Consider the following 25816-nt stretch of genomic DNA (forward strand, 5'->3'; position numbering starts at 1 on the left):
CCGGCAAGGATCCAGCATGAGGGCGGGCCTGTCCGGGCAGGATGGCTTGGGCGGGTCCGCCCGCCCGCGGGCGGACCGCGGGCCGAGGCGCGGCCCGTGAGGAGGGAGACCCCCGATGGCCGCGTACTTCGGCAACGCCGCCGAGGACCTGGTGCCCGACGCGCTGGCGGGCTTCGCCCGGGCCCACGCGCACTTGGTCACCTACGACTCCCGGCACGGATACCTGCTGGCCCGGGACACCGCGCCCGGTCGCCGGGTCGCGCTGCTCTCGGGCGGCGGCTCGGGGCACGAGCCGATGCACACCGGGTTCGTCGGGCGCGGGATGCTCGACGCCGCCGTGCCCGGCCGCGTGTTCGCCTCGCCGCACAACCGCTCCGTCCACGAGGCGTCGGTGGCGGCCGCCCGGGAGGAGGGCGTGCTGCACATCGTGAAGAACTACACCGGCGACCGGATCAACTTCGGCATCGCCGCAGAGCGCCTGGCCCGCCGCGGCATCCCCTGCGCCCGGGTCCTGGTCGACGACGACCTCGCCTCGGACTCCGAGGACATCCGCGCCGGGCGGCGCGGCACCGGCGGCACCGTGCTGGTCGAGAAGATCCTCGGCGCGGCCGCCGACAGCGGCCTCGGGCTGAAGGAACTGGCCGAACTGGGCGGCGAACTGGTGTCCCGCTGCCGCACCCTGGCGGTCGCCTCGCGGGCCCACACCGCGCCGACCACCGGGCTCCCGGCCTTCGAACTCGACCCGGACCGACTGGAGTTCGGCGTCGGCATCCACGGCGAGCGGGCCGACCGCGCCCGCGCCCACGGGCCGTCGCGCGAACTCGTGGGGGAGATGACCGCCGCCCTGCTCCAGGCGCTCGGCGCGGCCCGCGGCGACACGGTGATCGCCCTCGTCAACGGCCTGGGTTCGGTCACCCCGCTCGAACTCTACGGCGTGTACGGCGAGTTGGGCCGCCTGCTGGACGACCGGGGCATCACCCTCGCCCGCTCGCTGGTGGGCGACTACGTCACGGCCCTGGACATGCGGGGCTTCTCGATCACCCTGATGGTGGCCGACCCCCAGGCACTCGAGCGGTACGACGCCCCCGTGCGCACCGCCGCACTCAACTGGTGACCCCTCCGGGAGGCAAGCGATGACCACGGCCCCGCACGACGGCGCCCCGCACGACGGCGCTTCGTTCGACGGCGCGTTCACCGACGGCTGGCTGCGCCGCTTCGCGGACGCGGCGCGCGCCACCGAACCCGAACTCACCGCCCTGGACCAGCAGTCCGGGGACGGCGACTTCGGGGTGAACCTCAACGCCGGCACCACCGCCGCCCTCGTGCGCCTCGACGCCCTGGACGAGACCGGCCGCGGCCCCGCCGCCGGTCCGCTGGACGCGGCGGCGTCCGCCTTCCTGGACGAGGTCGGCGGCACCAGCGGCCCGCTCTTCGGTCTCCTCCTGCAGTCGCTCGCCGCGTCCGCCGAGGCTGCCGGAGCCTCCGACGGCCGGCTGACGACGCCCGCGCTGGCCGAGGGCGTCGCCGAGGGCCTGGCCGCGATCCGCCGGGTCGGCGACGCGGAACCGGGGGACAAGACGCTGGTCGACGCGCTCCACCCGGCGGCTGGCGCGCTGGCCGCCGCGGGCCCGGACACCCCGCCCGACGAGGCCCTCCGGCATGCCGCGGAGGCCGCGTGGCAGGGCGTGCGGGACACCGCCGGGCTGCGCGCCCGCCAGGGGCGCGCCAGCTACCTGCGGGACCGTGCCACCGACGTGCCCGACCCGGGCGCCGTCGGCGTCGCGCTGTTCCTCACCTCGGCGGGGAGCACGGTCACCGCGCTGACCCCGTACCTGTCGCCCGCCATGAGCTGAACCGCGCCGAGTCGCCGAGTCGCCGAGCCGTGGTGCCGCCGAGCCGCCGGGCCGTGGGGCCGCCGGGCCGTGGGGCCGCATGGCCCCGCCCCGCCGGCCCCGAACGGTGGGCCGGCGGGCGTCGCGCGGCGCCCGGTCACGGCGTCAGAAGTAGTGCTTCCGGCCGCCCACCGCATGGCCCAGGGCGCCGGCGATCCACAGCGCCACGCCGACGACCAGCAGGATGATGCCGATCGTCCAGAGGATCGACAGATCGACGAGGGCGCCGATCACCAGGAGGATGATGCCGAGGAGGATCATGACCGCCTCCGTTGGGGAAGATGGTGCCCTTCCAGTGTGCGCCCGCGACCGGCGGAACGCAGTCCGGCCCCCTCAGCCCTCGTCCCGCCCGCGTGCCCGGCGGAAGCGGGCCAGGCCGTCGGCGAGGTCGACCAGCGGCGGCGGGTAGCCGAGGGCGACGCGGCGCTCCTCGGGGAGCCGCCACGGCTCGTGCACGAACCGGTCCTCCACCTCCCGCAGCTCCGGAACCCACCGCCGCACGTAGGCGCCGCGCGGGTCGAACCGCCTGCCCTGCACCACCGGGTTCAGCACCCGGTGCGGCCGGGTGTCCGTCCCCGTGCCGGCGACCCACTGCCAGTTCATCTGGTTGTTGACGATGTCGCCGTCCACCAGCAGGTCGAGGAAGTGGCGCGCACCGATCCGCCAGTCCACGTACAGGGTCTTGGTCAGGAAGCTCGCCGCCGGCAGCCGCGCCCGGTTGTGCGTCCAGCCCTCGTGGCGGAGCTGGCGCATCGCCGCGTCGACCAGCGGGTAGCCGGTGCGGCCCTCCCGCCAGGCGGCGATCTCCTCGTGGGCCTCGTCCTCGCCGCGCCACCGGTCGCCGCGGGTGCGGTAGTCCCGGAACGACGCGTCGGGGCGGGCGGCCAGCACCTGGTGGTGGAAGTCCCGCCAGCACAGCTGCCGGACGAACGCCTCCGCGCCCGGACCGCCGTGCTCGCGGGCCCCGCGGACCAGCTCCACCGGGGAGAGGGCGCCGAAGTGCAGGTACGGCGACAGCCGCGAGGTGGCGTCCCCCGCCAGATCGTCCTGGCGTTCGTGGTAGGCGTCCAGCCCTTCCCGCAGCCACCGCGCGAGCCGCTCGCGTCCCGCCGTCTCACCCCCCGGCGGCAGCCCCGGCGAGACGCCCGCCGTCCCGTCGCGCGACGGCAGCGGTTCGCCGCGTACCGCGTCCGGGACCCGTACGGAGCGCGGCGCGGGGAGGACGTCGCGCAGGCCCTCGGTGGACCAGCGGCGGAAGTAGGGGGTGAAGACCGCGTAGTGGTCGGTGCCCGACGGGGTGAGGGCACCGGGCGGGACCGCCGTGGTCACCGCGCCGTGGGCGCGCACCTCCACGCCCCGTCCGCGCAGCGCCTCCCGCAGCCGTTCCTCGCGCCGGTGGGCGTACCCGGTGACCCCGGCCGCCAGGTGCACCTCGGTGGCCCCGCACTCCGCGGCGACCGCCGCCACCTCCCGCTCGACCGGCCCGGACCGCACCACCAGGCGCCCGCCGCGCCGGCGCAGCGAGGCGTCGAGGTCCGCCAGGCAGTCGGCGAGGAACGCGGCGCGGTTGGGCACGTCGAACCCGGCTGCCGCCACCCCCGGGTCGCGGACGAAGAGCGGCACCACCTCGTCCGCCGCGGCCCTGGCAGCGGCGAGCGGGGGATGGTCGTGCAGGCGCAGGTCCGCGGTGAACAGGACGACCGCCACGGTCATGTTCGTATCCCTCCCGGGTGTCCTCACGTCACCACCGGGTGCCGCCGCGCGGCCCGTCGCCCGCGTGCCCACCCGTCCCGGCGAGCATCGCCGCGTGCGCCGCGGGAGCACGGACGCCACGCCGGACGGACGCGGAACCGACGGGCCGGTCCAGCCCCGCGCCGCCCGCAGGGCGCCGGCGGGAGGAGGCGCGGCAAGGGACCGGGGGAAGCCGGCGGCGCATTGAGGACGGAAAGTGGCCGCAAGGGCCCCTATCGTCGAGGAGAGGAAGAGGGAGAAGGCGCGGGACGGCTCCCGTCGCGACCCACGGCTGAAGAGGACGGCACCGCATGGCGATCACCTCGACGCGTCCGGACACCCTGTCCCGGCGGGCCCTGAACCGGGCCTTCCTGGCCCGCCAACTGCTGCTGGAACGCTCCCCGCTGACCACCCTCGAGGTGCTGGAACACCTCACCGGCCTCCAGGCACAGGCCCCGCAGGCCCCCTATGCCGGCCTGTGGACCCGGATGCGCGCCTTCGCCCCCGACGACCTGTCCGCCCGGCTGCTCGACCGGTCCGCGGTGCGCATCGTCCTGATGCGCGGCACCGTGCACCTGGTGACCGCCGGGGACTGCCGATGGCTGCGCCCCACCGTGCAGCCCGCCCTCGACCGGGCGCTGGGCCCGCGGTGCTGGCGGACCCTGGAAGGGGTCGAGCCCGCCGAGCTGGTGGCGGCCGGGCGGGCCTGGCTGGACGAGGCGCCGCGCAGCGCGGCCGAGTTGACCCGGCTGCTGGAGGAGCGGTGGCCGGGCCGGGACCGGTCCCTGCTGACGAACGCGCTGCGGGTGCTCGTCCCCATGGTGCAGACCCCGCCGCGCGGAGTGTGGGGGCGTTCCGGGCAGCCGGTGTACGCGACGGCCGAGACCTGGCTGTCGGCGCCGCAGGCGTCCGCCGCCGACCGGGCGTCCCTGGTGCGGCGCTACCTCGCCGCCTTCGGCCCCGCCTCGGTGGCCGACGTGCAGACCTGGTCCGGGCTCACCCGCCTGCGCGAGACCGTCGACGCCCTCCGCCCGGAGCTGCGGGTCTTCTCCGACGAGGCCGGGACCGAGCTCTTCGACCTCCCCGACGCCCCGCGCCCCGGCCCCGACACCCCCGCCCCGGTGCGGTTCCTCGCCGAATTCGACAACGCGATCCTCTCCCACGCCGACCGGACCCGGATCATCGGCGCCGCGGAGCAGCGGCGGATCATGACCAGGAACGCGGTGATCCCCGGAGCGGTCCTGGTGGACGGCTTCGTCCGCGGCGCCTGGAGCAAGGTCAAGGAGGGCGGGACGACGCGGCTCGCCGTCACCCCCTACGCCCCGCTGTCCGCGCGGGAACGGGCCGAGGTGCGGCGCGAGGGAGCCGCCCTGCTGTCCTTCCTCGCGCCGGACGCGGGGGAGGAGGACGTCATGATCCTCCCGGCACGGTGACCCGCACCGCTCACCCGCCCCGGGCGACCGGGAGACGGCGAGACCTCCTCTCAGCCGAAGACGAGGCCGACGTCCTTCTCCACGCAGTACCGCAGGACGGCGACCAACTGACGCAGGTCGTCGAGGTGTTGCCGGACCACGGGGTCGCTCTCGTCGGCGGGGCGCCCGTCGAGAAGCGCCTCCAGACGCGGCAGCATGGCCGCGCAGCGGTCGGGTGCGAGATCGGGGCCGCCGTCGTCCGGGTGGTGGAGCAGCGGCGTCAGCGTGGTGGAGACGTCGTTCCACCGGCGCTCCCCGCCGAAGCCGTCCATGTCGGCCAGCGCGAACCCCTCGGTCCGGGCCAGCCACCGCCTGAACATGCCGAAGCCGGTGAAGGACCAGGAGACGTCCGGGCTCGCCACGTCACCGTCGCCCGGGAAGAGCATCAGTCCCACCGTGTCCCCCTTGACGCCTTGCCGCCTTGCCGCCGCAGACCGAGCGTGTCCCGTCCCCGCAGGAGACGCACCCACGCGGTCGTCGCCCTGATGGTAGGCCCGGTGCGGTGCGGGTGGATCGGGTATTCCGGCCGGTTCCCGGTCAGTGCACGGCCTCATGGGTGCGGGCGGTCCGGATCGCCAGGGCGGCGAGCAGGGCGCAGGCGCCACCGAGCCGGAGCACGCCGTGCAGCGTGAGCGTGTCGACGACGATGCCGCCGGCCAGCGCGCCGAAGCCGATGGACAGGTTGAACACCGCGACCCACAGCGAGGAGGCCGCCTCCACCGCCTGCGGGGCGGCCTTGATCATCCAGGTCTGGAGGCCCACGGACACACCGCCGAAGGCCAGCCCCCAGACGATCAGCAGGACCGCGCCGCCGGTCGGGGTCCGGCCCAGGAGGAGGAAGAGCGGCATCGCGGCCGCCATGGCCACGGCGACCACCAGCACGCTGCGGTGCACGCGGCGGGAGAGCGCCGCACCAGCCGTGAAGTTGCCGATCATGCCTGCCGCCCCGAACCCGAACAGCAGCGGACCGACATGGCGCTCGTCGATCCCCGACAGGTCCTGCAGCGCCGGGCTGACGAAGGTGTAGGCGGCGAAGTGCCGTCGACCGAGCGGCCTCGGTGTCCGGGGGCCGCCGGTAGGATCCTGGCCATGGCGAACCTTCGTGAGGCGCAGAAGCGGATGACGCGCCGGCTCCTGCTGGAGTCAGGGCTCGAGCTGTTCAAGGCGAAGGGGTACGCCGCCACCACGGTCGACGACGTCGCGAAGGCGGCGGGCACCACCCGCGTGACCTTCTACGCGTACTTCCCGTCCCGCAGCCGGCTGATGAAGGCGCTGATCGACGAGCAGCTCAACGAGTCGCTGCAGCGCGTCCGTTCGCCCGAGCACGGGTCCACCGCCCAGGACCTGGTGGCCACCGTCGCCGAGGGCACCCCGGAGGCGATCGGCGCCTGGCTGCGGCGGACCGCCGAGGCGTGGCCCGCGATCCGGCCGATCATCCGGATCGGCCGGGAGGCCGCGGTGATCGAGCCGGACCTCGAGGACCTGGTGGACCGCTGGCTGGAGGAGGCCATCGGCGACATCGAGGACGGCCTGGAGCGGGCCGGCCGCTTCGAGCCCCATCAGCGCCGGTTCCGCGGCGTCCTGGCCATGGCCGAGCTGGACTTCGTCGCCCAGCACTGGGACGGATCCGACTGGAAGCTCACCCGGGACCAGATGCTGGACGAGCTCGCCGCGAGCTGGGTGCGCCTGCTGACCTGAGCCGCCCCCGCGTGCGGCGGCGGCGTCGGAGCGCTCCCGGACGACGTCCAGGAGCGGCGCCCGGAGCCGCTTCGCGAAGTACCGGTCGGCCGGACGCGGGTTCCACGCCATGTCGCCCCCGGCCGGCCTGGTGCGGGGCGCGCCGCTCGGCCGGCGCCGACGGGGCGGCTGGGCGGTGAGCGGCAGGCCGAGCGCACTCGCCTCCGGCGGGATGTCCGGGCCGCGGGGTGCCCGGGCCGGCGGCAACGGGCTGACGAGTCATGCGCCTGACGTGCACGCGCTGACGAGTCCGCGCTGACGTGCACGCGCTGACGTGCACGCGCTGACGTGCACGCGCTGACGTGCACGCGCCGGCTGTGCGGTGACGGGCCCGTCGTCCGGTGGTGCGCGGGCGTGCCCCTGACCCCGCGCCGGCCTGCGGGCCCACCACGAAGGCCGTGCTGGTGGCTGCGACGGTCACGGCGGCGCGATCGGCACCCCGCGCCCGCGGCCGGTCGTCGAGCGGGCCCCGTGCCGCACCCTGCGGCCGTGCGCCATCGCGGTCACTTCCCGCCGTACCCGCGCGAGCGGCTCGCAGTCGGGGGACCGGGGTGCGCGCCCCGTGAGTGCTGACGAACCGTGTTCAGGCAACCCCTGGACAACGAATTTTTCGTGGCGTTCATTTCATTGACTCACTGTAAAGCGAATGGCTAGCGTGACGGCAGCCACAGGGTGCGGCGCTGCGCACCCCACACCGGACACGTGAGGCAGGCATGAGCGTCAGTACCCCCACCGTGAACACCGTCCTGGGACCCGTGCCGGCCGACGAGCTCGGGGTCGTCCAGGTGCACGAGGCGCTGCTGTCGGTGGTCCCGGGCGCCGAGCACGCCTTCGACATCACCCTCGACCGCGCCGAGATCTTCGAGATCCTCGCCGCCAGGCTGACGGACTTCCGCGCGCACGGCGGCGGCACCGTCGTCGACAGCACCGGCATGTTCCACGGCCGCGACGTCCGCCTGTACGAGACGCTGTCCCGCGCGACCGGAGTCCACATCGTCGCCTCCACCGGCCAGGGACCCGAGGAGCTGCTCGGCGGCTACTTCCTCACCCCGCAGACCGATCCGCCCACGCCCTGGCCGGCCGACCGGTTCGCCGAACTGTTCACCCGGGAGATCACCGAGGGCATGGTGGTCCCGCGCGTGGAGCGGCGCGGCGCCGCCGGCCTGGTGGCCACGACCGCCACCGCCGAGGGCATGACCGCCACCGACGAGAGCCTGTTCCGTGGTGCCGCCCGCACCGGCCTCGCCACCGGCGTGGCCGTCTCGATCCGCTACGGCGGCGACCCCCTCCACGGCCTCGAGGTCGTCCTGGACGAGAAACTGCCCGCCGACCGCGTGGTCGTCGGCGGCCTCGACCGCAAGGACGCCGTCGCCGCCGGCGCCCCCCTGGAGACCGCCCGGCGCGGCGCCTACGTCGCCCTCGACCACGTCGGCACCGAGGACGCGCACCATGTCACCGACGCCGAACGTGCCGCCCTGGTCGTCGAGTTGGTGCGCGCCGGGTTCGGCGGCCGGCTGCTGCTCTCCTGCAGCGCGACCGGTGTCGCCAAGGGCCACCCGGCCAACGACCTGCCCTACAGCCACGTCCTGACCGACTTCGCCCCGCTCCTGCGTGCCCGGGGCCTCGGCGAGGAGGACGTGCGGCGGATCCTCGTGGAGAACCCGCGCGACCTGCTGTCGGTGCGCTGAGCGCGCACGTCCGAGCAACCCCCAACCCCTTTTTCCCTTAGGTGAGTTCTGTGTCGCGAGTGAACACCGTCCTGGGGCAGGTCCCGACCGAGGAGCTCGGTCCGGTGGCCGTCCACGAGCACATCGGCTACGGCATGCCCGGCTCCGAGCTGGACACCACGTGGTGGAAGACCCCCGAGCAGCGGTACGAGGAGACCGTCCCCAAGCTGCGCGCCTTCCACGAGTACGGCGGCGGCACCTTCGTCGACGCGACCGGCATCTGCAACGGCCGCGACATCGACTACTACCGCTCCCTCTCCGCGAAGACCGGCGTCCACATCGTCGCCTGCACCGGCTTCGTCGGCGGCGACACCGCCCTGCCGCACTTCGCCCGGGCCGACGTCGACTACCTGATGCGGCAGTTCGTCCACGAGATCACCGTGGGCATCGGCTCCACCGGGGGCCGCGCCGGCGTCATCAAGGTCGGCGTCAGCCGCGGCGGCCGCATGACCGAGCTGGACAAGCGCATCTACCGCGCAGCCGCCCGCGCCGCGCTGGCCACCGGCGCGCCCATCCTCACGCACCTCGCGATCGACGCCGAGAACGCCGTCGCGATCTTCCACGAGGAGGGGCTGCCCCTCGACCGCGTCCTCTTCGGCCACGTCGACGACGGCGTGAACGCCGACCGGACCCGCGACGTGTGGATCGCCGAACAGGGCGGCCGCATCGGCTTCGACACCTTCGGCTACGAGACCGAGCTGCCCGACCCGCCGTTCTGGGCCCGCCCCCGCCGGGAACGCCTCGACCACTTCCTGCGGTTCGTCGACGGCGGCCGCCGCCTCCACCAGGTCCTCGCCTCCGCCGACGCCAACTGCAGCCCGCTGGGCTGGCCGGGCGTCAAGGGCCACACGGTCAACTACATCTTCGAGGACCTCATCCCGGACCTCCGTGCCGCCGGTTTCGACGAGGCCGCCATCCGCACGATCTTCGTCGACAACCCCGCCGACTTCCTCACGCTCCAGAAGTAGCGCCGCCCTGCCCCGTACCGCCCCGCCCTGTACCGCCCCGCCCTGTACCGCCCCGCCCCGTACTGCCCGTCCCGCCTCACCACGCCTCGCCTCGCCCCTCGTTCCGCCGAAGCAAGAGAGACCACCATGCAGTCATCGGACCTGAGCAACCTGAAGATCGCCGTCGTCGGAGCGGGGTACGGCGGCGCGGCCGCGGCCAAGGCCCTGAGCCTGCTCGGCGCCGACGTGACCGTCTACGAGCAGGCGAGCCGGATCCGGGAGGTGGGCGCCGGCATCGGCCTGCGGCCCGCCACCATGAACCGCTTCCGCGAGTGGGGCGTCTTCGACGCGATCGCCGGGGTCAGCTCGCCCAGCCGGTACTTCGAGATCCTGACGGCCGACTGCGCCCCCGTGCTGAAGGAGGCCTGGCCCGCCGACGGCGAGCAGGTCCACACCCACCTCGTCCACCGCGGCGACTTCATCGACGCCCTCCTCGGCGTCCTCCCCGAGGGCATGGTGCGGCTCGGCCACCGGCTGGAGACCGTCGAGGACAAGGGCGACGGCGCCGTCCTCACCTTCGCGGGCGGCCGCCGCGTCGAGGCCGACCTCGTCGTCGGCGCCGACGGCATCAGGTCCGTCGTGCGGCGGCAGCTGTTCAGCGACGCGCCCCCCGTCTTCTCCGGCGAGCACGCCTACCGCGCCGTCATCGACGTCGACGCCGCCCACGGCATGGTCACCGACGACAACCTGCGGATGTACATCGGCCGCGGCACCAAGGTCTACCTGCTGCCGCTGCGCCACCGGAACCAGGTCTCCTTCGACATCACCGCCCTGTGCCCGGACGGCACCTGGACGCCCGAGGTCACCAAGGACGACCTGCTGGCGACCGTCGAGGGCTTCGACGAGCGCCTGGTGGCCATCACCCGCGACCTCGACATGGACACCGTGAACATCCGCGCCGTCTACGACATCGACCCGGTCGGCACCTGGCACTCGGACTCCGTCGTCCTGGTCGGGGACGCCGCCCACTCGATGCTCCACCACCAGGGCCAGGGCGCCAACTCCGCCATCGAGGACGCCGGGGCGCTCGCCGACGCCCTCCGCGAGGCCGCCACCCTGCCCGAGGCGCTCGCCCTCTTCCAGGCCACCCGCAAGCCGGTCACCGACGCGCTCCAGCGCATCTCGCGCCAGGGCTGGAGCGAGGACGAGATCGACGACGTCTTCCCCGGCCAGAAGCCCGCGAGCCAGACCTCCGCCGCCCCCGCCGACTCCGCCGCCCCTGCAGCCTCGGCGGTCCCCGCCGCCCCCGCCGCAATTCCCGCCGCCACCGAGGAGTGACACCCATGCCGCTGCACCCCGAGATCGCCTCGTTCCTCGCCACCTTCCCCGCCCCGCCCGAGGGCCCGCTCGACCCCGTAGCCATGCGCGCCGGCGACGAGGCGCACGTCCCGCCCCTCCAGGAGCGCCTGCCGCTGCACGCCGTCGAGGACCTGACCGCCCGGACCGCCTCCGGCGCGGTCCCGGTGCGGATCTACACGCCCAGCGCGGCCGACTCCCACGGCGTGATCGTCTACTTCCACGGCGGCGCCTTCTTCCTCGGCAGCCTGGAGACCCACGACCACGTCGCCCGCTCGCTGGCCGCGGAGACCGGGCTGAAGGTCGTCTCCGTCGGCTACCGCCTGGCGCCCGAGGCCGCCTTCCCGGCCGGCCTCGACGACTGCCACGCGGTCGTGCGATGGGTCGCCGAACAGGGGGAGACCCTCGGCTGGGACGGCCGGACCCTGGCCGTCGCCGGCGACAGCTCCGGCGGCAACTTCGCCGCCGCCGTGGCCGCCCGCGCCCACGACGAGGGCTTCGACCGGATCACCCACCAGATCCTCTACTACCCGTCCCTCGACCTCGACTTCGACGTCGACCGCTACCCCTCCCTGCGGGAGAACGCCGTCGGCAACGGCCTGGAGACGGCCGGGCTCAAGCCCTTCAACGCCTTCTACCTCGACAGCGGCGCCGACCCGGCCGACCCGCTGGTCTCGCCGGTCAAGCGCCCCGACCTCACCGGGCTCCCGCCCGCCCTCGTCGTCACCGCCGAGTTCGACCCCCTGCGCGACGAGGGCGAACTCTACGGGCGGCGCCTGCGGGAGGCCGGCGTGGACGCGACGGTCGCCCGCTACCCGGGCGCCGGCCACGGCTTCGTCCAGCACTTCTCCTGGATCCCCGAGTACCACGAGGTCTTCGCGCGCACGCGGGACTTCCTCGCCGGGCACTGACGCAGGAAGGCCACGACCCCGATGACGCACACCGTCGACGTCCACCCCCTGGTCTCGCCCTGGGGACGGTTCGGTCTCTACAGCTTCTACGTCGACGCCCCCGAGCCGGCGATCGTCGACACCGGCATCGCCTCCTCGCCCGCCGACGGCATGGCGCCGGCGCTGGAGGCGATCGGCCGGCGCATCGAGGACGTGCGCTGGATCCTGCTGACGCACGGCCACATCGACCACGTCGGCGGGGCCCACGCCCTGTGGGAGATGACCGGCCGGCGGGCCCGCGTCGTCATCCACGAGGCCGACGCCCCGATGCTCCGCTCGCGCGGGGCCCACGTGGAGGAGTACCGCGAAGGGCGCGGGCGGTACCTGGCCGACCCCGAGGGCGAGGCCAAGGTGACGGCGGCCGCGAACACCGTCGTCTCGGGGGAGATGGAACCCTCCGTGCTGCTGCGGGGCGGCGAGTCCATCCCCCTCGGCGGTGGCGTCACCGTCACCGCCCACGCGGTCCCGGGCCACACCCCCGGATCGGTCGCCTACGTCCTCGACGGCCAGGGCGCGGTCTTCACCGGCGACGCCGTCCAGGTCCACGGCGCCGCCAACGGCTTCCCCGGCTACACCGACCCGGCCGCCTACCGCCGCAGCCTCCTGTACCTGCGCGACGAGATCCGCCCCCGGCGCCTCTACCTCGGCCACCCCTACCGCCGCGCCGACGGCACGCCCTACGGCGTCGAGCTCGACGCGGCGCAGGCCGCGGAGGCCCTCGACCAGAGCCTCGCCGCCGAGGGCCGCGTCACCGACGCCGCCTGCCGCTGCCTGGAGGCGGGACCGCGGGAGAGCGACTCGCCCTACTCGCCGTTCGCCCCCGTCGCCGAGGAACTCGGCTACACCGGCGACCCCACCCTCGAGCCGTCCCCGTTCTTCACCTCCCTGCACGGCTACCGCACACAGCGGCAGCGGACCTGACGGCCTTCACGGCCGACGCGGCCCTCACCGCCTCACGATCCTCTCGACCTTCCTGAACCCGGGAGCACGCCCCCCATGACCGACCCGCACACCATCCGCGCCGGGAAGCGGACCCTCACCGTCCGCAAGGACCTCCGCGTCCCGATGCGCGACGGCGTCACCCTGGCCGCCGACGCCTACGCCGGCACCGACGACACCCCCCGCCCCGCCCTGGTGGCCCTCAGCCCCTACGGCAAGGAACTGCAGGCCCTCGCCCTGACCACCCCGCCGCAGCGTCGCCCCAGCCCCCTGTGGGACGGCTGCATCGAGGCAGGCGACATCGCCCGCGTCGTCGAGGAGGGGTACGTCCACGTCATCGGCGACCTCCGCGGCTCCGGCGCCTCCGAGGGCGAGCACATCGGCAACTACAACGCCGGCGGCGTCCCCCTCGGCCAGGACGCCTACGACTTCATCGAGTGGGTGGCCGCCCAGCCGTGGTGCGACGGCAACGTCGGCATGATCGGCATCTCCTACTTCGGGTCCATGCAGGTGCTCGCCGCCGCCGAACGGCCGCCGTCCCTCAAGGCGATCTTCGTCAGCGGCGGCCACTACGACTTCTACGAGACCACGTACCACGGCGGCGTCATGTGGTTCATGCCGCGCGCCGCCCGCGAGGGCCGAGGCGGCGACTCCGGCTGGGCGTTCACCGACAGGGTGAGGTCCCGCATGCTGGAGACCTTCTCGCCCGAGGAGATCGAGGAGAAGGTCGCCCGGCGCCTGGCCGACCCGGACGTGGCCGCCTGGCCCAACCTGGTCCACGTCCTCAACTACCCGCAGAACCACGAGGCCTGGTTCGACATCGTGATGAACGAGGTCGACGGCGAGTGGTACGAGGAGCGCAACCCCGTCACCCTCGCCGCGGCCGTCGACATCCCGGTCTGGCTCCAGATCGACCAGGGCCGCGGCTGGACCCTGGACGGCACCCTCGAGCTCTACCACCGGCTCAAGGGGCCCAAGAAGCTGGACATCGGCCCCTACCCGCCCATGCAGTCGCGCCCCTTCGTCGAGGAGCACGACAAGATGTTCCGCTGGTACGAGTACTGGATCAAGGGCGTCGACAACGGGATCATGGACGAGCCCGCGGTGACCGTCCACGTCGAGGGCTCCCGCGCGACCGTCACCGGCGCGCAGTGGCCCCCGAAGCCGGTCGAGCACCGGGCGCTGTACCTCCGCCCCCGCGGCGCGCTCTCCACCGAGCCCGAGCCGCTGGCCGCCGAGTACGCCGCCCCCGACGGCTTCTACCAGGCCCCGCTGACCGTCACCGACCAGGTCCGGACGCTCACCTGGTCCACCGCCCCGTTCACCGAGCCCACCGAGCTGATGGGCCAGGGCGCCGCCCACCTCTTCGCCGAGATCGACCAGCCGGACACCAACTTCATCCTCCGCCTGTGGGACGAGGCCCCCGGCGGCAGGCGACAGCTCGTCACCTCCGCCTACCTCAAGGCCTCGCACCGCGAACTGGACGAGGCCCGCACCACCGAGGGCGACCCGTACCACCCGCACACCCGCGCGGTGCCGGTCGAGCCGGGGCGGATCGAGGAGTACGTCCTGCGGGTCTACCCCTTCGCCGCGGCCTTCCTGCCCGGTCACCGGCTCGTCGTCGAACTCTCCAACGCCGAACCGCTCGCCGACGAGCACAACTCCCTGCTCCCGCCGGACGCCTTCCACCTCCCGGTCGGCCGCCCGGTCACCCACAAGATCTACCGCGACGCCGACCACCCGTCCCGGCTGGTCCTGCCGTTCACGACGACACCGGCGGAGTAGCGGCATGCCGACGGATCCGCGGCCCGCGGTCGCCGGGAGAGAGATGCGGGCGCCCCTCCCGGCGACCGCGGGCCGCGCGGGGGAGGGGCGCCCCGGCGTCACCAGTTCTTGTACTGCGTGACCCCGAGACCGCAGAAGGTGCAGCCCTGGCGCAGGAAGTCCGTCGTGCGGCGGAACTCCTCGTCGGCCAGGTGCCACCGCAGCCAGGCGGTGATGATGTGCTGCCCGTTGCGGGTGGCGGCAATGTGGTCGGTGCCGTTCAGGACGTTGAACCACACCGGCACGTCGGTGTTGGCGTAGTCGCGCTCCACGTTGGAGGTGGCGAAGTCGTCGTCACCGCCGATGTACAGGGCCGGGTTGCGGAGGTTGTCCGGGCCGTTGCCGTCGAAGGAGCCGCCGGCGACGTGGACGGTGGTCTCCAGGCGCGGGTCGTCGGCCACGTCGAACGTGCCGATCGAGCCGCGGGAGTGGCCGCCGAAGGCGATCTCGGCGGTGTCGACGTCCTGGTACAGCGGGCTGCTCGGGGCGGCGTTCTGGTCCTCGATCCAGTCCAGCGCGTCGACCATGTAGGCGCCGCTGCTGGAGGACACCTCGCTGTAGACCACGAACCCGTGCGAGGCCCACTGGCGCAGCATGTCCTCGTAGGCGGCCGGGTCGGACCCGGCGCCCGGACCCCAGACCAGGACCGGGTGGTCCACGCCGTCCCGGCCCGCGTCCGACGGGTACACCAGCCACCCGTCGTCGCCGGGACCGGCGGTGGTGTCGACGGTCACCGCGTACGGCCCCGGCGCGGTCACGTCGGTCACCGGGGGCAGCGAGCCGCCCGGGGGATCGGTCGGGCCGCCGCTCCCGCCGCCCTCGGCCTGCACGAGGACGTCGTCGACGGTCAGCGTCTCCAGGACGCTGCTCGCGTCCAGCGAGAACCGCAGCCGCACGCTGCGGCCGTCGACGGACGACGGCAGCCGGAACGACGCCGCGCCGGAGGCGGTGCGCGAGGACTCCAGCGTGGTGAACGCGCCGCCGTCGACGGAGTAGGCGACGGTGAACGCCTCGCCGAGGTCCAGCCCGGATGCCGTCCGGGTGTACGAGACGGAGATGCCGCTGTAGCCGGCCAGCGGGACGGACGCGGAGGTGAGGGTCGGGTCGGACAGCAGCGATCCGCTCAGGCGGGCGGCGCCGGTGCTCGCGCTGACGGAACCGGTCGGGGTGAAGGTGCCGAGCCCGCCGGAGAAGTTCTCGGCGTAGACCGGGGTCGCGGCGGAGGCGGGGGCGGAGAGGACGCCGGTGGCGCCCAGGGCCAGGAGGCCGGCGGACGCGGCGCCGAACAGGCGCAGGCGCCGACGGAGGCGGGACGACATGCGGGGATCCCTTCGTAGTGCCGGACGCCCGCGCGTGAGTGCCGCGGCCGGGCGTCGGAGGTCGGTGAGGAATCGGTACACGTCGAGTCAAGCGGGGCCGGGCGGGGTGCGAATCCGTGAAATCACCGGCCGCCGCGAGCGGTGCGGCCCCCGCGTCATGCCCCGAGGCCGCGCCCCCGCGCCCCGCGGCCTCGGTCAGCCGAGCAGGCGGCGCAGGTTCAGCCTGCCCCACAGCAGGCTCGCGGTGAAGGACAGGGTGACGACCGTCGCCAGGAGGGCGACCAGCAGCAGCCCGGCCGCCGGGCCGCCGAGGTCCGGCGACACCAGTGGCCGCACGATCTCCTCGACGAACAGCACGTGCACCATGTACGCGCCGAGCGCCGCGTCGGCCAGCGTCCGCAGCCGCGGGCGCCACGCCGCGGGCACCCGGACCCTGCTCACCAGCAGCAGCACGCAGACGGTCATCGCGGCGACGAACAGGTGCGCGTTGGGCAGCACGTAGTGGACCTGCGTGTTGTACCAGAGCGCCCCGGCCATGGTGCACGGCAGCAGGACGGCCAGGGGCCACCGCTTGCGCACGGCACCCGCCGGGAGGGCGAACAGCAGCGCGCCGCCGACCGCGTACACCAGCGAGTACGTGCCGAACCCCCAGGCCGCCGACGGTGTCCCGTGGCCCGTCACCTCGGCGATCGTGGTCAGCCCGCTCGGCAGCACGGCGATGGCGAGCAGCGCCGCGCCGAGCCCCCACGGGCGCTGCCCCGCCCTGACCAGCACCGCGAAGGCGAGCAGCATGATCACCGGGATGTAGGTGTACATGAACCACAGGTGGTAGGCGGGCTGCACCGAGGCGAAGAGCGAGTTCGCCGCCAGCTCCGTCACGGGCCGGTCGTTGCGGTCCCGCAGCCACGCCCAGACCAGGTAGACCGCCGTCCAGGCGAAGAGCGGGACCACGTTGCGGACCACCCGCCGCCACATGCGGGAACCGTCCCGGGGCGGCGCGCCGACCAGCACGGCCCAGCCGGCGATGGCGAAGTACATGGGGACGGCGAAGGCGTTGACGCCTTCGGCGAGGTGGCCCGCCCAGTACGCACCGGCGCCGTTCCCGGGGTCGTTGCCGGTGGCGTGGATGAACTGGGCGCCCACGTGGCCCAGCATGACGGTCGCAGAACAGATCAGCCGCATCAGATCGATGTCGAAGCGGTGTTCGCGCGCCGGGGCGGTGGGCTTCTCGGAGGTGACGCTGCCCCGTTGGAGCGGCATGCGTACGGCGGTGTCGTTCTGCACCGCGCAACTCTCGACGGAGCCGGTGTACGGGAGTTGACGTCGGGATGACGCCGCCGTGGCCGCTGGGTTGTCGGTCGGCCGTCCGCCGTTCACCCGCCGCGCACGGGTGGGGCGGCGGGGACGGGAGGTGCGCCGGGGAGTCAGTCCACCACGGAGCTGCGGCTCGTGTAGCGCAGGTCGTGGTACTCGGGGTGACGGTCGATCCAGCCCGCGTAGAACGGGCAGACGGGGAGCACCTTCTTGCCCTGGGCCCGGGCGTCGTCCAGGGAGGCGCGCACGAGCGCCGACCCGATGCCCTGTCCCTCGTAGGCCGGGTCGACCTCGGTGTGCGTGAAGGCGATCATGTCCGGCGTGCGGATGTACCGGGCGAGCCCCGCGACCCGCGTCCCGCCGTCGGCGTGGGCCTCCCAGCGCCCCTCCGGCCCCTCGGTGTCGGGGACGTTCCTGGTCTCGACGTGCATGGGAGCTCCTGGGTGCGTGGCGGACGGGCGGCCGGGTGTGCCGGGGCGACTGTACGGGACCGTCCCGGTGACCCGCCCGGCCGGTCCCGGACGTGCCGCCCGTCACAGGCTCGGCGCCCGGTCCCGCGTCCGCAACCGCACGGCGCCCGGCAGGGCGTGCGCGGGGCCGGGACGCGCATCCGTCCACGGTGCTGCGCCGGGCCGGGACGCGCATCCGTCCACGGCGCGCCGCGCCGGGTGCGCGCACCCGTTCGCCCGGTCCGTCCTCTGCCGGGAGGCCGGCGAACCGGACATCGTGCATCATCCTGCACATGAGCGACTCCGTGCCCCGCGGCGGCCCGGGCGGCGGACGGGCCCGCCGCCGGGTGACCGTCCACCGGGAGCGGATGACGGGCAGGGATCCGGCCGAGCCGGGCCGGACCGCCACGCCGCTCGAACTCCTGTTCGACCTCACCTTCGTGGTCGCGGTGGGCACGGCCGCCTCGCAGGTCGCCGAGATGCTGGCCGAGGGGCACCTGGGGGACGCGGTGACCGCGTTCGCGCCCGCGATGTTCGCGATCGTCCTCGCGTGGATCAACTACAGCTGGTTCGCCTCCGCCTTCAGCACCGACGACTGGCTCGACCGGGCGCTGACCATGGTGCAGATGACCGGGGTCGTCGTCCTCGCCCTCGGGCTGCCGGTGCTCTTCCACTCCGTCGAGGAGGGCGCCCACCTCGACCTGCGGCCGATCGTCGCCGGGTACGTCGTGATGCGCCTCGCCATGCTCCTGCAGTGGTGGCGCGCCGCCCGGGAGGCCCCTCGCTACCGGCGGGTGGCGCTCACCGACATGCGCTGGACGGCGCTCGTCCAGGTCGGCTGGGTCGCCCTCGCCCTCACCCGCCCCTCGCTCGCCGTCGCCCTGGCCGCCTTCGCGGTCCTCGCGGCGCTGGAGCTGCTGGTGCCGGTGTTCGCGCAGGGCGGCGCCGGCGGCACTCCCTGGCATCCGCACCACGTCGCCGAACGCTACGGACTCTTCGCCATCATCACGCTCGGGGAGGGCGTGGTCGGCACCGTCGCCTCGTCCGGCGAACTGCTCGGCGGCGCCGACGGCACGCACTGGACCGGTGACGCGGTCGCCGTCGTGATCGCCGGCGTCGGACTCACCTTCGGCATGTGGTGGGTGTACTTCACCGTCCCGTTCGGCGAGATCCTCGCCCACCGCCGCGGGCGTGGCTACCTCTTCGGCTACGGCCACATCCCGCTCTACGCGGCCGTCGCCGGGACCGGCGCGGGCCTGCACGTGGCCGGTCTGTCCCTCGACCACCACGCGAAGACCGGCGAGACGGCGGTGGTCCTGCTCCTGGCCCTCCCGACGGGCGTCTACCTGCTGACGATCCATGTGCTGCGCGCCCTGCTGCTGTCGTCCTGGGACCGGTTCCACCTGCTGCTGACGCTGCTGACCCTGGGCGTCCTGGCCGCCGCCGTCCTGCTGTCCGCGCTCGGCGCGGGGGTCGCCACCTGCCTGCTGGTGGTCATGGCGGCCTCCTTCGTCCCCGTCCTCGGCCACGAGACCACCGGCCGGCGCCACCGAGGCGGCCGGCTCCACCGCATCGACGCCGACCGCACGCCCTGACACCACCGCCCTGACACCACCGCACGGGCACCACGGCACGGGCATCACCGCACACCACCCCGCACACCGCCGGAGCGGCGGGCGGGGTGGCGCGGCGTCAGGGGAGCGGACGGGTGAAGAGGCTGCCCTGGCCTGCCGTCCCGGTGCCCGGTGCGGCGTGGCGCAGCCCGTACCAGAGGACGGCCTGGTTCGACGTGACGACCGGGACGCCGAGTTCCTGTTCCAGGGGCACCACGGCGGCCCGGGCGGGGAAGCCGCTGCCCGGTACGAGGACGCCGTCCGGGCGCGGGTGGTCCGGGTCGTGGAAGGCCTTCACGACCTGCTGGTGCACCTCCGCGGAGTCGATGGTCCAGTGGGCGCCCTCGTCGAAGGCGTTGTAGCGGGCGACGCCGTCCCACTCGGGGCCGAGCTCGAACTGCACCAGCCTGGTCCGTTCGACGCCCACCTCGCGCAGGTAGTCCCGCGTGGCCCGGAACGTCGGCTCGGTGAACCACGGGGGCATCACCAGCAGCGGTCGCCGCACACCGGACGCCCGCAGCGCGGCCGTGATGGCCGTCGCCGCCGTGTGGACGGGCGTCCCGTGCGCGTGGGCGGCGGCCGCCGCGGCGAACTCGGTGTCGAACGCGGGCCCCCCGAAGAAGCTGCTCGACCCGAAGCAGAGCGCGACGCTGTGCACGCCCAGCCGGCCCAACTGGTCCAGGCCGCGGACGACGTCGGGCGCGTTCGCGAGAGCCGCGGCGGGGCTGCCGACGTACTCGGTGTCGGCAGGCCGCGGGCACTCGAAACGGGCGGTGTGGACGGAGACCCCCTCCGGGGCCATGCGCCAGATCTCGGTCTCGGGCACCGGGTCGTTGTGGATGACGAGGATGCCCAGGCGGGCGGCGGCCGCGGCCATCAGCTCTCACCCGCCTTGGCGGGGGCCCGGACACCGTCCGCCCGGCCGCCCTCCACGGGGGCGCCGACCGCGCCGGCGCCGTCCGCGCCGCTCGCACCCGCCGCCGCGGCGCCGCCCGCCGGCTCGGCGTCCCGGTCCGGGGAGGCCGCGGCGTCCTGCCCGCCCGGCGTGAAACCCAGCCAGGCGAGCACCGCGCCGGCCACGGCGATCCCGCCGGCCAGCAGGAAGCCCGTACGGAAGGCCCCGTCGCCCGGGTCCGTGCCCAGGACGAGGACGAGGGCCGCCACGCCGAGGGCTCCGCCCGCGTACTGGGTGGTGGTCATCAGCGCACCGGCGACGCCCTGGTTGCGGTCGTCCACGTCGCGCGTGCCGCCGACGAACATGGTGGTGTAGATCATGCCGTGGCCGAGGCCGCTGACGATCAGGCCGGGCAGCATGCCCGTGAGGTAGCCGTGGTCGCGGGCGGAGAGGCCCAGCAGCAGGAGCCCGACCGCGCCGATCACGAAGGCCAGCGTCAGGCAGCGGCGCACGCCGAGGGGCCCCACCAGCTTTCCGGCGATCATGTTGCCGAAGGTGATGCACGCGGCGAGCGGCAGGAACGCGACGCCGGCGGCCAGCGGCGTGTAACCGCGGCCGTCCTGCAGGAGCAGCGTCACCAGGTAGAACTCGACGCCCGCCACGCTCGCCATGTACAGCGCCGAGGAGCCGCAGCCCATGACGAGGCTGCGGGTGCGCCGCAGCACCGGATCGACCAGCGGCTGCCCGCTGCCGCGCTCCCGCAGCCCGAACAGGACCAGCAGGACGGCCCCGGCGGCGAAGGAGCCCAGGGTCGCCGGCTCGGTCCAGCCGATGTCGGCGGCCAGGGTGAGGCCGAGGACGGAGACCAGCACCATGGCGGTGCACAGCACGGCGTTGAGGACGTTGAGGGCCGAGTGACGGCCGCCGTCGCTCCTCCCCGGCAGGAAGCGGGGGGCCGCCAGCACGCACAGCACCGCGAAGGGCAGGTTGACGAGGAACGTCCACCGCCAGGAGAGGGTGGTGAGCAGGCCGCCGATGACCACGCCGGCCGCCAGCCCGCTGGCGCCGACCGTGCCCCAGACCGCGAGCGCCCGGGTGCGCTCCCGTCCCGCCGGGAAGGTGGTGTTCACCAGGGCCAGCACCGACGGCTGGAGGCAGGCCGCGGCGACGCCCTGGGCGCCGCGGGCGATCAGCAGCAGCGCCGCGTTCGCCGCGATGCCGCCGAGCAGCGAGGCCACGCCGAAGAGGACCAGCGCGGCCATGAACAGCTTGCGGGCGCCGATCCGGTCGCCGACGCGGCCGCCGACGATCAGGAAGCCCGCGAAGAACACCGAGTAGGCGCTGACGACCCACTGCATGGCGCTGCCGGACAGCGTCAGCTCGGACCCGATCTCGGGCAGGGCGACGAAGATGATGGAGAAGTCGAGCGCGATGAGGAACTGGGCCGCGGAGAGGGTGATGAGGCCGCCGACGGGACTGCGCGTCGCCGTCGGCGCGGAGGACGGTGAGGGAGTGGACATGGGATCGATGACCGCCTGGTTCTTGTGTTCGTCTCGGGTGTGGGGAGGAGGGGGCGGGCCCGGGGAGCCGGTCGGCTCGCCGGGCCCGCCCGGTCAGGAGGGTGCCGGAGCCGTCGGGCGGAGGCGGACGGCCAGCGCCTGTTCCAGCGCGCCGACCGTGTCCGCCACCAGCCCGGCGCCCGCCTCGGTCAGCTGCCGCTCGGAGGCCACCCCGTAGGAGACGCCGACCGCCGTCATGCCGGCCGCCGACGCCATCCGCATGTCGTCCACGGCGTCGCCGACGACCAGGCACCGCTGCGGCGCGATGCCGACCGACCGGGCCGCGAGCAGCGCGAGGTCGGGGTGGGGCTTGCCGCGCGGAGCCATGCCGTGGCAGACCACGGCGTCGAACTCCCCGGCGAGACCGGCGGGTTCGAGGAGCTCCAGGGCGCTGGACCGGATCTTGCTGGTGCAGATCGCGGTCCTGGTGCCCTCGGCGCGCAACCGGCCCAGCAGCTCCGGCACCCCGGGGAAGACCAGGTCGGCGGCGTGCGGCACCACCTCCTGGCGGAACATCTCGCGGAAGAGCGCGACCGCCTCGGCCACCCGCGGGTGGTCCTCGGGCCGCCCGGTGAGGGCGGCGAAGACGGCGGTGAGCGGCCGGCCGACGGTGGCGCGCACCCGGTGCTCCGGGACCGGCGGGTGGCCGGTGAGCTCCAGCACCCGGTGGAGCACCCGGGCGATGGCGCCCGGGGTGTCCAGCAGGGTGCCGTCGAGGTCGAACAGGACGGCGGCGGGTGTGCCGTGGCGCGTCATGCCCGGGCTCCCGCCCGCTCGGCGAGCTCGAGGGAGAACTGCGTGGCGAACTCGCCGGCCAGGGCCGCGGTCGACAGCAGCACGGACCGGTTGGCGTCCGCGGTGCGGCCCTGGGTCGCCTGCGCTATCGCCTTCAGGATGTACGGGGTGATCGCGGGGCCGGTGACGCCGGCGGCCTTCGCCCGGGCCGTGGCGTCCTCGAGGGCGGCCTCGATGTCCGCGGAGGGGATGCCGTCGGCCTCCCGGATCGGATGGGTGACCAGGGCCGAGGTGGCCGTGCCGGTCCGCCAGTGGTTGAGGACGACGGCGGCGATCTCCCGCAGGTCGTCCAGCCGGTGCGGGTTGCGCACCCCGCTGCTGACGCTCAGGTAGGCGGGGAAGTCGTCGCAGCGGTAGCCGATCACGGGGATGCCGGCCGTCTCCAGCCACTCCAGGGTCCAGGCGGGGTGCAGCATCGACTTGGCCCCGGCGCAGACCACGGCGACCCGGCTCCGGGTGAACTGCACCAGGTCGGCGGAGATGTCGAAGCTGTACGGGGCGTCGCGGTGCACACCGCCGATGCCCGCGACCGCGAAGACCGGGATGCCCGCCAGCTCCGCCGCGACCAGGGAGGAGGAGACGGTGGTGGCGCCGAGGCCGCCGCGCGTCAGGGTGAGGGACAGGTCACGGGTGCTGACCTTGGGCACGTCGGGGGAGGAGGCGAAGAGCTCGAGCTGTTCCTTGGTCATGCCCACCCGGATGCGGCCGTCCAGGACCGCGACCCGGGCGGGGACCGCGCCGGCCGAGCGGACCTGCGCGTCGATGTCGAGCGCCAGGTCGAGGTTGGCGGGGTACGGCAGTCCGTGCGGGATGGCCGAGGACTCCAGGGCGACGACCGGCCGCCCCTCGTGGAGCGCCTCGCGCACCTCCTCGTCGATGTCCAGCAGGGCGGGGTCGGCGGCGGGCGCCGTGGCGGTGGTGTTCATGGGGGCTCCTCGACGGGTCAGTTGCTCAGGACGGACGGGGGGACGGCCTCGGAGGCGAGCGAGCCGCCGGAGACGGTGCCGGTTCCCTCGAGGAACCGCGGGTGCGCCCGGCGCATCGACGTCATGACGAACTCGTACGGCAGGTCGTCGAAGGCGCCGTGGTCCTTGAGGAACTCCATGGCGCCGCCGTTGCCGTGCGGGTGGTGGAGGCTGTCGGACAGGCCGTCGAACTCCAGGGGCCGCATGCCGTACAGCCGGCAGAGCAGCTTGTTGAAGACGGGGGTGGCCTTCACCCAGCGGCCCTCCAGGTGGATCTGGGTCAGGCCGTGGAAGAAGACCTCGCCGCCGATGTGCTCGATCAGGCGGGGTGAGGCGAGGTGGTTGCGGACGTCGCCGTACACCAGCCGGGACGGGATGCCCAGGGCGCGGACGGCGGCGGCGAACAGGACCGACTTGTGCAGGCAGAAGCCGGACCTGAGGGTGGCGGTGCTGGACGCCTTCAGTCCCTCGCGGGACAGGTCGGCGCCGTACACCTCGTAGTGGACGGTGTCGCGGACCGCGTAGTACAGCTTGACCGCGTTGAGGCGGCGGTCGGCCGAACGGTCCTCGACGACCTCGTCGATGAAGTTCTGCACCGCCTCGGACTGGTGGTCGAGGAACTCGGTCGGGGCGGTGAGGTGGCTGAGCAGCTCGGTCATGTGCTCGTTCCCTGGTCAGAGGCCGAGGAGGCTGGCGATCCGGGTGCGCTGGATCTCGCTGGTCCCGGAGTAGATGGTCCCGGCGACGGAGTCGCGCAGTGCGCGCTCGACGCCGTGGCCGGTGAGCACACCGCGTCCGCCGTGGATGCGGACCGCGTCGAGGGCGTTCTGCACGTTCGCCTCCGACACGACGGTCTTGGTGGCGGCGAGGTCGACGGCGGCGTCCTGCCCGGACTCCACCTTCCTGCCGGTGTCGCGCAGCCACTTCCGGGCGGTCTCGGTGCGGATCTGCATGTCGGCGATCTTGTGGGAGATCGCCTGGTACTTGCCGATGGGCCGGCCGAACTGCTGCCGCGCCCTGGCGAAGCGGATGGTCTCCTCCAGCCGGCGCGTCATCTCGCCGAGCGTGATGGAGAACGAGAAGAGCACTTCCCGCTTCATGACGTGGTCGAGGGCGAGGAATCCGGCGCCCTCCCCGCCGACCCGGTGGGTGACGGGCACCCGCAGGTCCTCGAAGGCGAGCGTGCCGACGGGGCTGGTGCGCAGCCCCATCTTGTCCATGGCGGGGCCCACCACCAGGCCGGGCGTGCCGGCCTCGACCAGCAGGCAGGTGAGGCCGAAGGGACCGGGCGCGCCGGTGCGGACGTAGAGCAGGAACAGGTCCGCGACCGGCGCGTTGGTGATGAACATCTTCCCGCCGTTGACGACGTAGTGGTCGCCCTCGCGCACGGCGGTGGTGGAGATGTTCATGGCGTCGGAGCCACCGGACTCCTCGGTGATGGCGTGCGCCGTGATCAGGTCGCCGGAGACGATCTTCGGGAGGTAACGCTCCTTCAGCTCGTCGGAGGCGAAACGTTCCAGCGGCACGCCGACGGACACGATCTGGGTGGAGACCGAGAAGGACAGGCCGGAGTCGCGCGAGACCCGGCCCAGTCCCTCCAGGGCGAGCATGGTGTCGGTCAGCGACCTGCCGTGCCCGCCGTAGGCCTCGTCGAAGGGGACCCGCAGGATCCCGGTCTCCTGGACGGCGGACCACTTGCGCCGGGAGAACTCGGCCCGGCCGTCCAGTTCCTCGACGTCGGCGTTGAGCCGCTCGGCCCAGGGAGTCGTCAGGTGCAGGAGGTCGTGCTGCGGTGCTCGGTCGGACATGGGCGGTACTCCTCTGTACTCCTCGAAGCGGGGCCGGTGGCTCGGTGCCGGGATCAGTACTGCGAGAAGCCGTCCTCGGACAGGGTGTGGCGCTCGTTTCCGACGATCGGCGGGTTGAACACCGAGACCAGGTGCAGGTCCTCGTAGTCCGAGGCGATGAGGTAGTGCGGGTCGTGCTGGTCGAGGACGTAGATCGTGCCCGGAACGATCTTGTGCCGGGTGCCGTCCTTCTCGACCACCTCGCCGGAGCCCTCGACGCAGTAGCAGGCCTCCAGGTGGTTGCGGTACTGCAGGGCGCTCGTGGTGCCCTGGCGCACCAGGGTCACGGCGAAGGCGAAGCCCATACGGTCGGCCTCCACCAGGAGACGGTGGCTGGTGCCGTTGCCCCACTCGACGGGAACGACGTCGTCGACGCTACGGGTGAACACAGGAACTCTCCTTCGGTGTTGGTGTTGGTGTGCGGTGCTGGGTGCGGCGTACGGGGTGGTGCGTGCGGGTCGTGGGTACGGGGTGGTGGGTGGCGC

25 protein-coding genes are annotated in these 25816 nt (G+C 73.9%); 11 read left to right on the forward strand and 14 right to left on the reverse strand.

Annotated features, from left to right (window positions below):
- The first annotated feature begins 115 nt into the window (after window positions 1-115).
- Both ABZ836_RS12360 and ABZ836_RS12365 read left to right on the forward strand, forming a co-directional pair.
- Window positions 116-1114: a dihydroxyacetone kinase subunit DhaK gene (locus ABZ836_RS12360; protein WP_356129480.1), complete on the forward strand. Its 999-nt coding sequence runs from the start codon at window positions 116-118 to the stop codon at window positions 1112-1114.
- A gap of 19 nt (window positions 1115-1133) precedes the next feature.
- The gene (locus tag ABZ836_RS12365; protein ID WP_361141609.1) at window positions 1134-1853 is read left to right on the forward strand and encodes a DAK2 domain-containing protein; all 720 of its coding nucleotides are present in this window, start codon (window positions 1134-1136) and stop codon (window positions 1851-1853) included.
- A 144-nt stretch (window positions 1854-1997) separates the two neighbouring features.
- Here ABZ836_RS12365 and ABZ836_RS12370 read toward each other — a convergent pair whose 3' ends face one another.
- The gene (locus ABZ836_RS12370) at window positions 1998-2153 is read right to left on the reverse strand and encodes a DUF6131 family protein (protein ID WP_356129476.1); all 156 of its coding nucleotides are present in this window, start codon (window positions 2151-2153) and stop codon (window positions 1998-2000) included.
- 72 nt (window positions 2154-2225) lie between these two features.
- Complete coding sequence (locus ABZ836_RS12375; protein WP_361141612.1) at window positions 2226-3605, reverse strand: deoxyribodipyrimidine photo-lyase; 1380 nt, start codon at window positions 3603-3605, stop codon at window positions 2226-2228.
- A gap of 329 nt (window positions 3606-3934) precedes the next feature.
- Here ABZ836_RS12375 and ABZ836_RS12380 point away from each other — a divergent pair, with 329 nt between their 5' ends.
- A complete protein-coding gene (locus tag ABZ836_RS12380) occupies window positions 3935-5056 on the forward strand; it encodes a winged helix DNA-binding domain-containing protein (RefSeq protein WP_361141614.1) in 1122 nt (373 codons plus the stop codon).
- A gap of 50 nt (window positions 5057-5106) precedes the next feature.
- Here ABZ836_RS12380 and ABZ836_RS12385 read toward each other — a convergent pair whose 3' ends face one another.
- Both ABZ836_RS12385 and ABZ836_RS12390 read right to left on the reverse strand, forming a co-directional pair.
- Complete coding sequence (locus tag ABZ836_RS12385) at window positions 5107-5481, reverse strand: hypothetical protein (RefSeq protein WP_361141750.1); 375 nt, start codon at window positions 5479-5481, stop codon at window positions 5107-5109.
- Between the two features lie 151 nt (window positions 5482-5632).
- Window positions 5633-6208, reverse strand: coding sequence for an MFS transporter (locus ABZ836_RS12390; protein WP_361141752.1), 576 nt, complete (start codon window positions 6206-6208; stop codon window positions 5633-5635).
- On the opposite strand from ABZ836_RS12390, the gene ABZ836_RS12395 reads away from it, so the two are divergent.
- From ABZ836_RS12395 to ABZ836_RS12425, 7 genes are all read left to right on the forward strand, one after another.
- The gene (locus tag ABZ836_RS12395) at window positions 6185-6793 is read left to right on the forward strand and encodes a TetR/AcrR family transcriptional regulator (RefSeq protein WP_361141616.1); all 609 of its coding nucleotides are present in this window, start codon (window positions 6185-6187) and stop codon (window positions 6791-6793) included. The two genes, ABZ836_RS12390 and ABZ836_RS12395, sit on opposite strands and share 24 nt — an antisense overlap.
- 752 nt (window positions 6794-7545) lie before the next feature.
- On the forward strand, window positions 7546-8520 hold the full coding sequence (locus tag ABZ836_RS12400; protein ID WP_361141618.1) for a phosphotriesterase: 975 nt from the start codon (window positions 7546-7548) through the stop codon (window positions 8518-8520).
- 50 nt (window positions 8521-8570) lie between these two features.
- The gene (locus ABZ836_RS12405) at window positions 8571-9527 is read left to right on the forward strand and encodes a phosphotriesterase (protein ID WP_356129464.1); all 957 of its coding nucleotides are present in this window, start codon (window positions 8571-8573) and stop codon (window positions 9525-9527) included.
- Window positions 9528-9653: 126 nt separating this feature from the next.
- Window positions 9654-10844 (forward strand): NAD(P)/FAD-dependent oxidoreductase, encoded by a 1191-nt coding sequence (locus ABZ836_RS12410; RefSeq protein ID WP_361141620.1) that lies wholly within the window; start codon window positions 9654-9656, stop codon window positions 10842-10844.
- Window positions 10845-10849: 5 nt separating this feature from the next.
- A complete protein-coding gene (locus ABZ836_RS12415; protein WP_361141622.1) occupies window positions 10850-11773 on the forward strand; it encodes an alpha/beta hydrolase in 924 nt (307 codons plus the stop codon).
- A 21-nt stretch (window positions 11774-11794) separates the two neighbouring features.
- On the forward strand, window positions 11795-12733 hold the full coding sequence (locus tag ABZ836_RS12420; protein WP_361141624.1) for an MBL fold metallo-hydrolase: 939 nt from the start codon (window positions 11795-11797) through the stop codon (window positions 12731-12733).
- A 75-nt stretch (window positions 12734-12808) separates the two neighbouring features.
- Window positions 12809-14536: a CocE/NonD family hydrolase gene (locus tag ABZ836_RS12425; protein WP_361141626.1), complete on the forward strand. Its 1728-nt coding sequence runs from the start codon at window positions 12809-12811 to the stop codon at window positions 14534-14536.
- A gap of 98 nt (window positions 14537-14634) precedes the next feature.
- Here ABZ836_RS12425 and ABZ836_RS12430 read toward each other — a convergent pair whose 3' ends face one another.
- The 3 genes from ABZ836_RS12430 to ABZ836_RS12440 form a co-directional block, all read right to left on the reverse strand.
- Complete coding sequence (locus ABZ836_RS12430) at window positions 14635-15894, reverse strand: hypothetical protein (protein ID WP_361141628.1); 1260 nt, start codon at window positions 15892-15894, stop codon at window positions 14635-14637.
- Between the two features lie 195 nt (window positions 15895-16089).
- Entirely contained in the window at window positions 16090-17178 is a 1089-nt protein-coding gene (locus ABZ836_RS12435) for an acyltransferase (protein ID WP_361141630.1), read from the reverse strand.
- Window positions 17179-17318: 140 nt separating this feature from the next.
- On the reverse strand, window positions 17319-17639 hold the full coding sequence (locus tag ABZ836_RS12440) for a GNAT family N-acetyltransferase (RefSeq protein WP_356129450.1): 321 nt from the start codon (window positions 17637-17639) through the stop codon (window positions 17319-17321).
- Window positions 17640-17950: 311 nt separating this feature from the next.
- On the opposite strand from ABZ836_RS12440, the gene ABZ836_RS12445 reads away from it, so the two are divergent.
- On the forward strand, window positions 17951-19252 hold the full coding sequence (locus ABZ836_RS12445; protein ID WP_361141632.1) for a low temperature requirement protein A: 1302 nt from the start codon (window positions 17951-17953) through the stop codon (window positions 19250-19252).
- A 97-nt stretch (window positions 19253-19349) separates the two neighbouring features.
- Here the strand turns inward: ABZ836_RS12445 and ABZ836_RS12450 are convergent, their stop codons facing one another.
- From ABZ836_RS12450 to ABZ836_RS12480, 7 genes are all read right to left on the reverse strand, one after another.
- Window positions 19350-20147: a hypothetical protein gene (locus tag ABZ836_RS12450; protein WP_361141634.1), complete on the reverse strand. Its 798-nt coding sequence runs from the start codon at window positions 20145-20147 to the stop codon at window positions 19350-19352.
- Window positions 20147-21685, reverse strand: coding sequence for an MFS transporter (locus ABZ836_RS12455; protein WP_361141636.1), 1539 nt, complete (start codon window positions 21683-21685; stop codon window positions 20147-20149). Before ABZ836_RS12455 ends, ABZ836_RS12450 begins: the two co-directional genes overlap by 1 nt.
- A 93-nt stretch (window positions 21686-21778) precedes the next feature.
- Entirely contained in the window at window positions 21779-22480 is a 702-nt protein-coding gene (locus tag ABZ836_RS12460) for an HAD family hydrolase (protein WP_356129443.1), read from the reverse strand.
- Window positions 22477-23445 carry a pseudouridine-5'-phosphate glycosidase gene (locus ABZ836_RS12465; protein WP_361141638.1) on the reverse strand — a complete coding sequence of 323 codons (969 nt, stop codon included), beginning with the start codon at window positions 23443-23445 and terminating at the stop codon, window positions 22477-22479. Before ABZ836_RS12465 ends, ABZ836_RS12460 begins: the two co-directional genes overlap by 4 nt.
- 17 nt (window positions 23446-23462) lie before the next feature.
- Window positions 23463-24143, reverse strand: a complete 681-nt coding sequence (locus ABZ836_RS12470; protein ID WP_361141640.1) for a transglutaminase-like domain-containing protein — start codon at window positions 24141-24143, stop codon at window positions 23463-23465.
- 15 nt (window positions 24144-24158) lie between these two features.
- Window positions 24159-25292 (reverse strand): acyl-CoA dehydrogenase family protein, encoded by a 1134-nt coding sequence (locus ABZ836_RS12475; RefSeq protein WP_356129437.1) that lies wholly within the window; start codon window positions 25290-25292, stop codon window positions 24159-24161.
- A 53-nt stretch (window positions 25293-25345) separates the two neighbouring features.
- Complete coding sequence (locus ABZ836_RS12480; RefSeq protein WP_356129435.1) at window positions 25346-25720, reverse strand: ectoine synthase; 375 nt, start codon at window positions 25718-25720, stop codon at window positions 25346-25348.
- Window positions 25721-25816 lie beyond the last annotated feature (96 nt).

Origin of the sequence: Streptomyces sp. NPDC047130, assembly GCF_040643475.1 — a bacterium.
Lineage (GTDB): Bacteria > Actinomycetota > Actinomycetes > Streptomycetales > Streptomycetaceae > Streptomyces.

Bases quoted from the DNA above. Each gene is read 5' to 3' on its own strand.
- ABZ836_RS12360 (WP_356129480.1), top strand. From the start codon at position 116: ATGGCCGCGTACTTCGGCAACGCCGCCGAGGACCTGGTGCCCGACGCG.
- ABZ836_RS12365 (WP_361141609.1), top strand. From the start codon at position 1,134: ATGACCACGGCCCCGCACGACGGCGCCCCGCACGACGGCGCTTCGTTC.
- ABZ836_RS12370 (WP_356129476.1), bottom strand. From the start codon at position 2,153: ATGATCCTCCTCGGCATCATCCTCCTGGTGATCGGCGCCCTCGTCGAT.
- ABZ836_RS12375 (WP_361141612.1), bottom strand. From the start codon at position 3,605: ATGACCGTGGCGGTCGTCCTGTTCACCGCGGACCTGCGCCTGCACGAC.
- ABZ836_RS12380 (WP_361141614.1), top strand. From the start codon at position 3,935: ATGGCGATCACCTCGACGCGTCCGGACACCCTGTCCCGGCGGGCCCTG.
- ABZ836_RS12385 (WP_361141750.1), bottom strand. From the start codon at position 5,481: ATGCTCTTCCCGGGCGACGGTGACGTGGCGAGCCCGGACGTCTCCTGG.
- ABZ836_RS12395 (WP_361141616.1), top strand. From the start codon at position 6,185: ATGGCGAACCTTCGTGAGGCGCAGAAGCGGATGACGCGCCGGCTCCTG.
- ABZ836_RS12400 (WP_361141618.1), top strand. From the start codon at position 7,546: ATGAGCGTCAGTACCCCCACCGTGAACACCGTCCTGGGACCCGTGCCG.
- ABZ836_RS12410 (WP_361141620.1), top strand. From the start codon at position 9,654: ATGCAGTCATCGGACCTGAGCAACCTGAAGATCGCCGTCGTCGGAGCG.
- ABZ836_RS12415 (WP_361141622.1), top strand. From the start codon at position 10,850: ATGCCGCTGCACCCCGAGATCGCCTCGTTCCTCGCCACCTTCCCCGCC.
- ABZ836_RS12420 (WP_361141624.1), top strand. From the start codon at position 11,795: ATGACGCACACCGTCGACGTCCACCCCCTGGTCTCGCCCTGGGGACGG.
- ABZ836_RS12425 (WP_361141626.1), top strand. From the start codon at position 12,809: ATGACCGACCCGCACACCATCCGCGCCGGGAAGCGGACCCTCACCGTC.
- ABZ836_RS12430 (WP_361141628.1), bottom strand. From the start codon at position 15,894: ATGTCGTCCCGCCTCCGTCGGCGCCTGCGCCTGTTCGGCGCCGCGTCC.
- ABZ836_RS12440 (WP_356129450.1), bottom strand. From the start codon at position 17,639: ATGCACGTCGAGACCAGGAACGTCCCCGACACCGAGGGGCCGGAGGGG.
- ABZ836_RS12445 (WP_361141632.1), top strand. From the start codon at position 17,951: ATGAGCGACTCCGTGCCCCGCGGCGGCCCGGGCGGCGGACGGGCCCGC.
- ABZ836_RS12450 (WP_361141634.1), bottom strand. From the start codon at position 20,147: ATGGCCGCGGCCGCCGCCCGCCTGGGCATCCTCGTCATCCACAACGAC.
- ABZ836_RS12455 (WP_361141636.1), bottom strand. From the start codon at position 21,685: ATGTCCACTCCCTCACCGTCCTCCGCGCCGACGGCGACGCGCAGTCCC.
- ABZ836_RS12460 (WP_356129443.1), bottom strand. From the start codon at position 22,480: ATGACGCGCCACGGCACACCCGCCGCCGTCCTGTTCGACCTCGACGGC.
- ABZ836_RS12465 (WP_361141638.1), bottom strand. From the start codon at position 23,445: ATGAACACCACCGCCACGGCGCCCGCCGCCGACCCCGCCCTGCTGGAC.
- ABZ836_RS12470 (WP_361141640.1), bottom strand. From the start codon at position 24,143: ATGACCGAGCTGCTCAGCCACCTCACCGCCCCGACCGAGTTCCTCGAC.
- ABZ836_RS12475 (WP_356129437.1), bottom strand. From the start codon at position 25,292: ATGTCCGACCGAGCACCGCAGCACGACCTCCTGCACCTGACGACTCCC.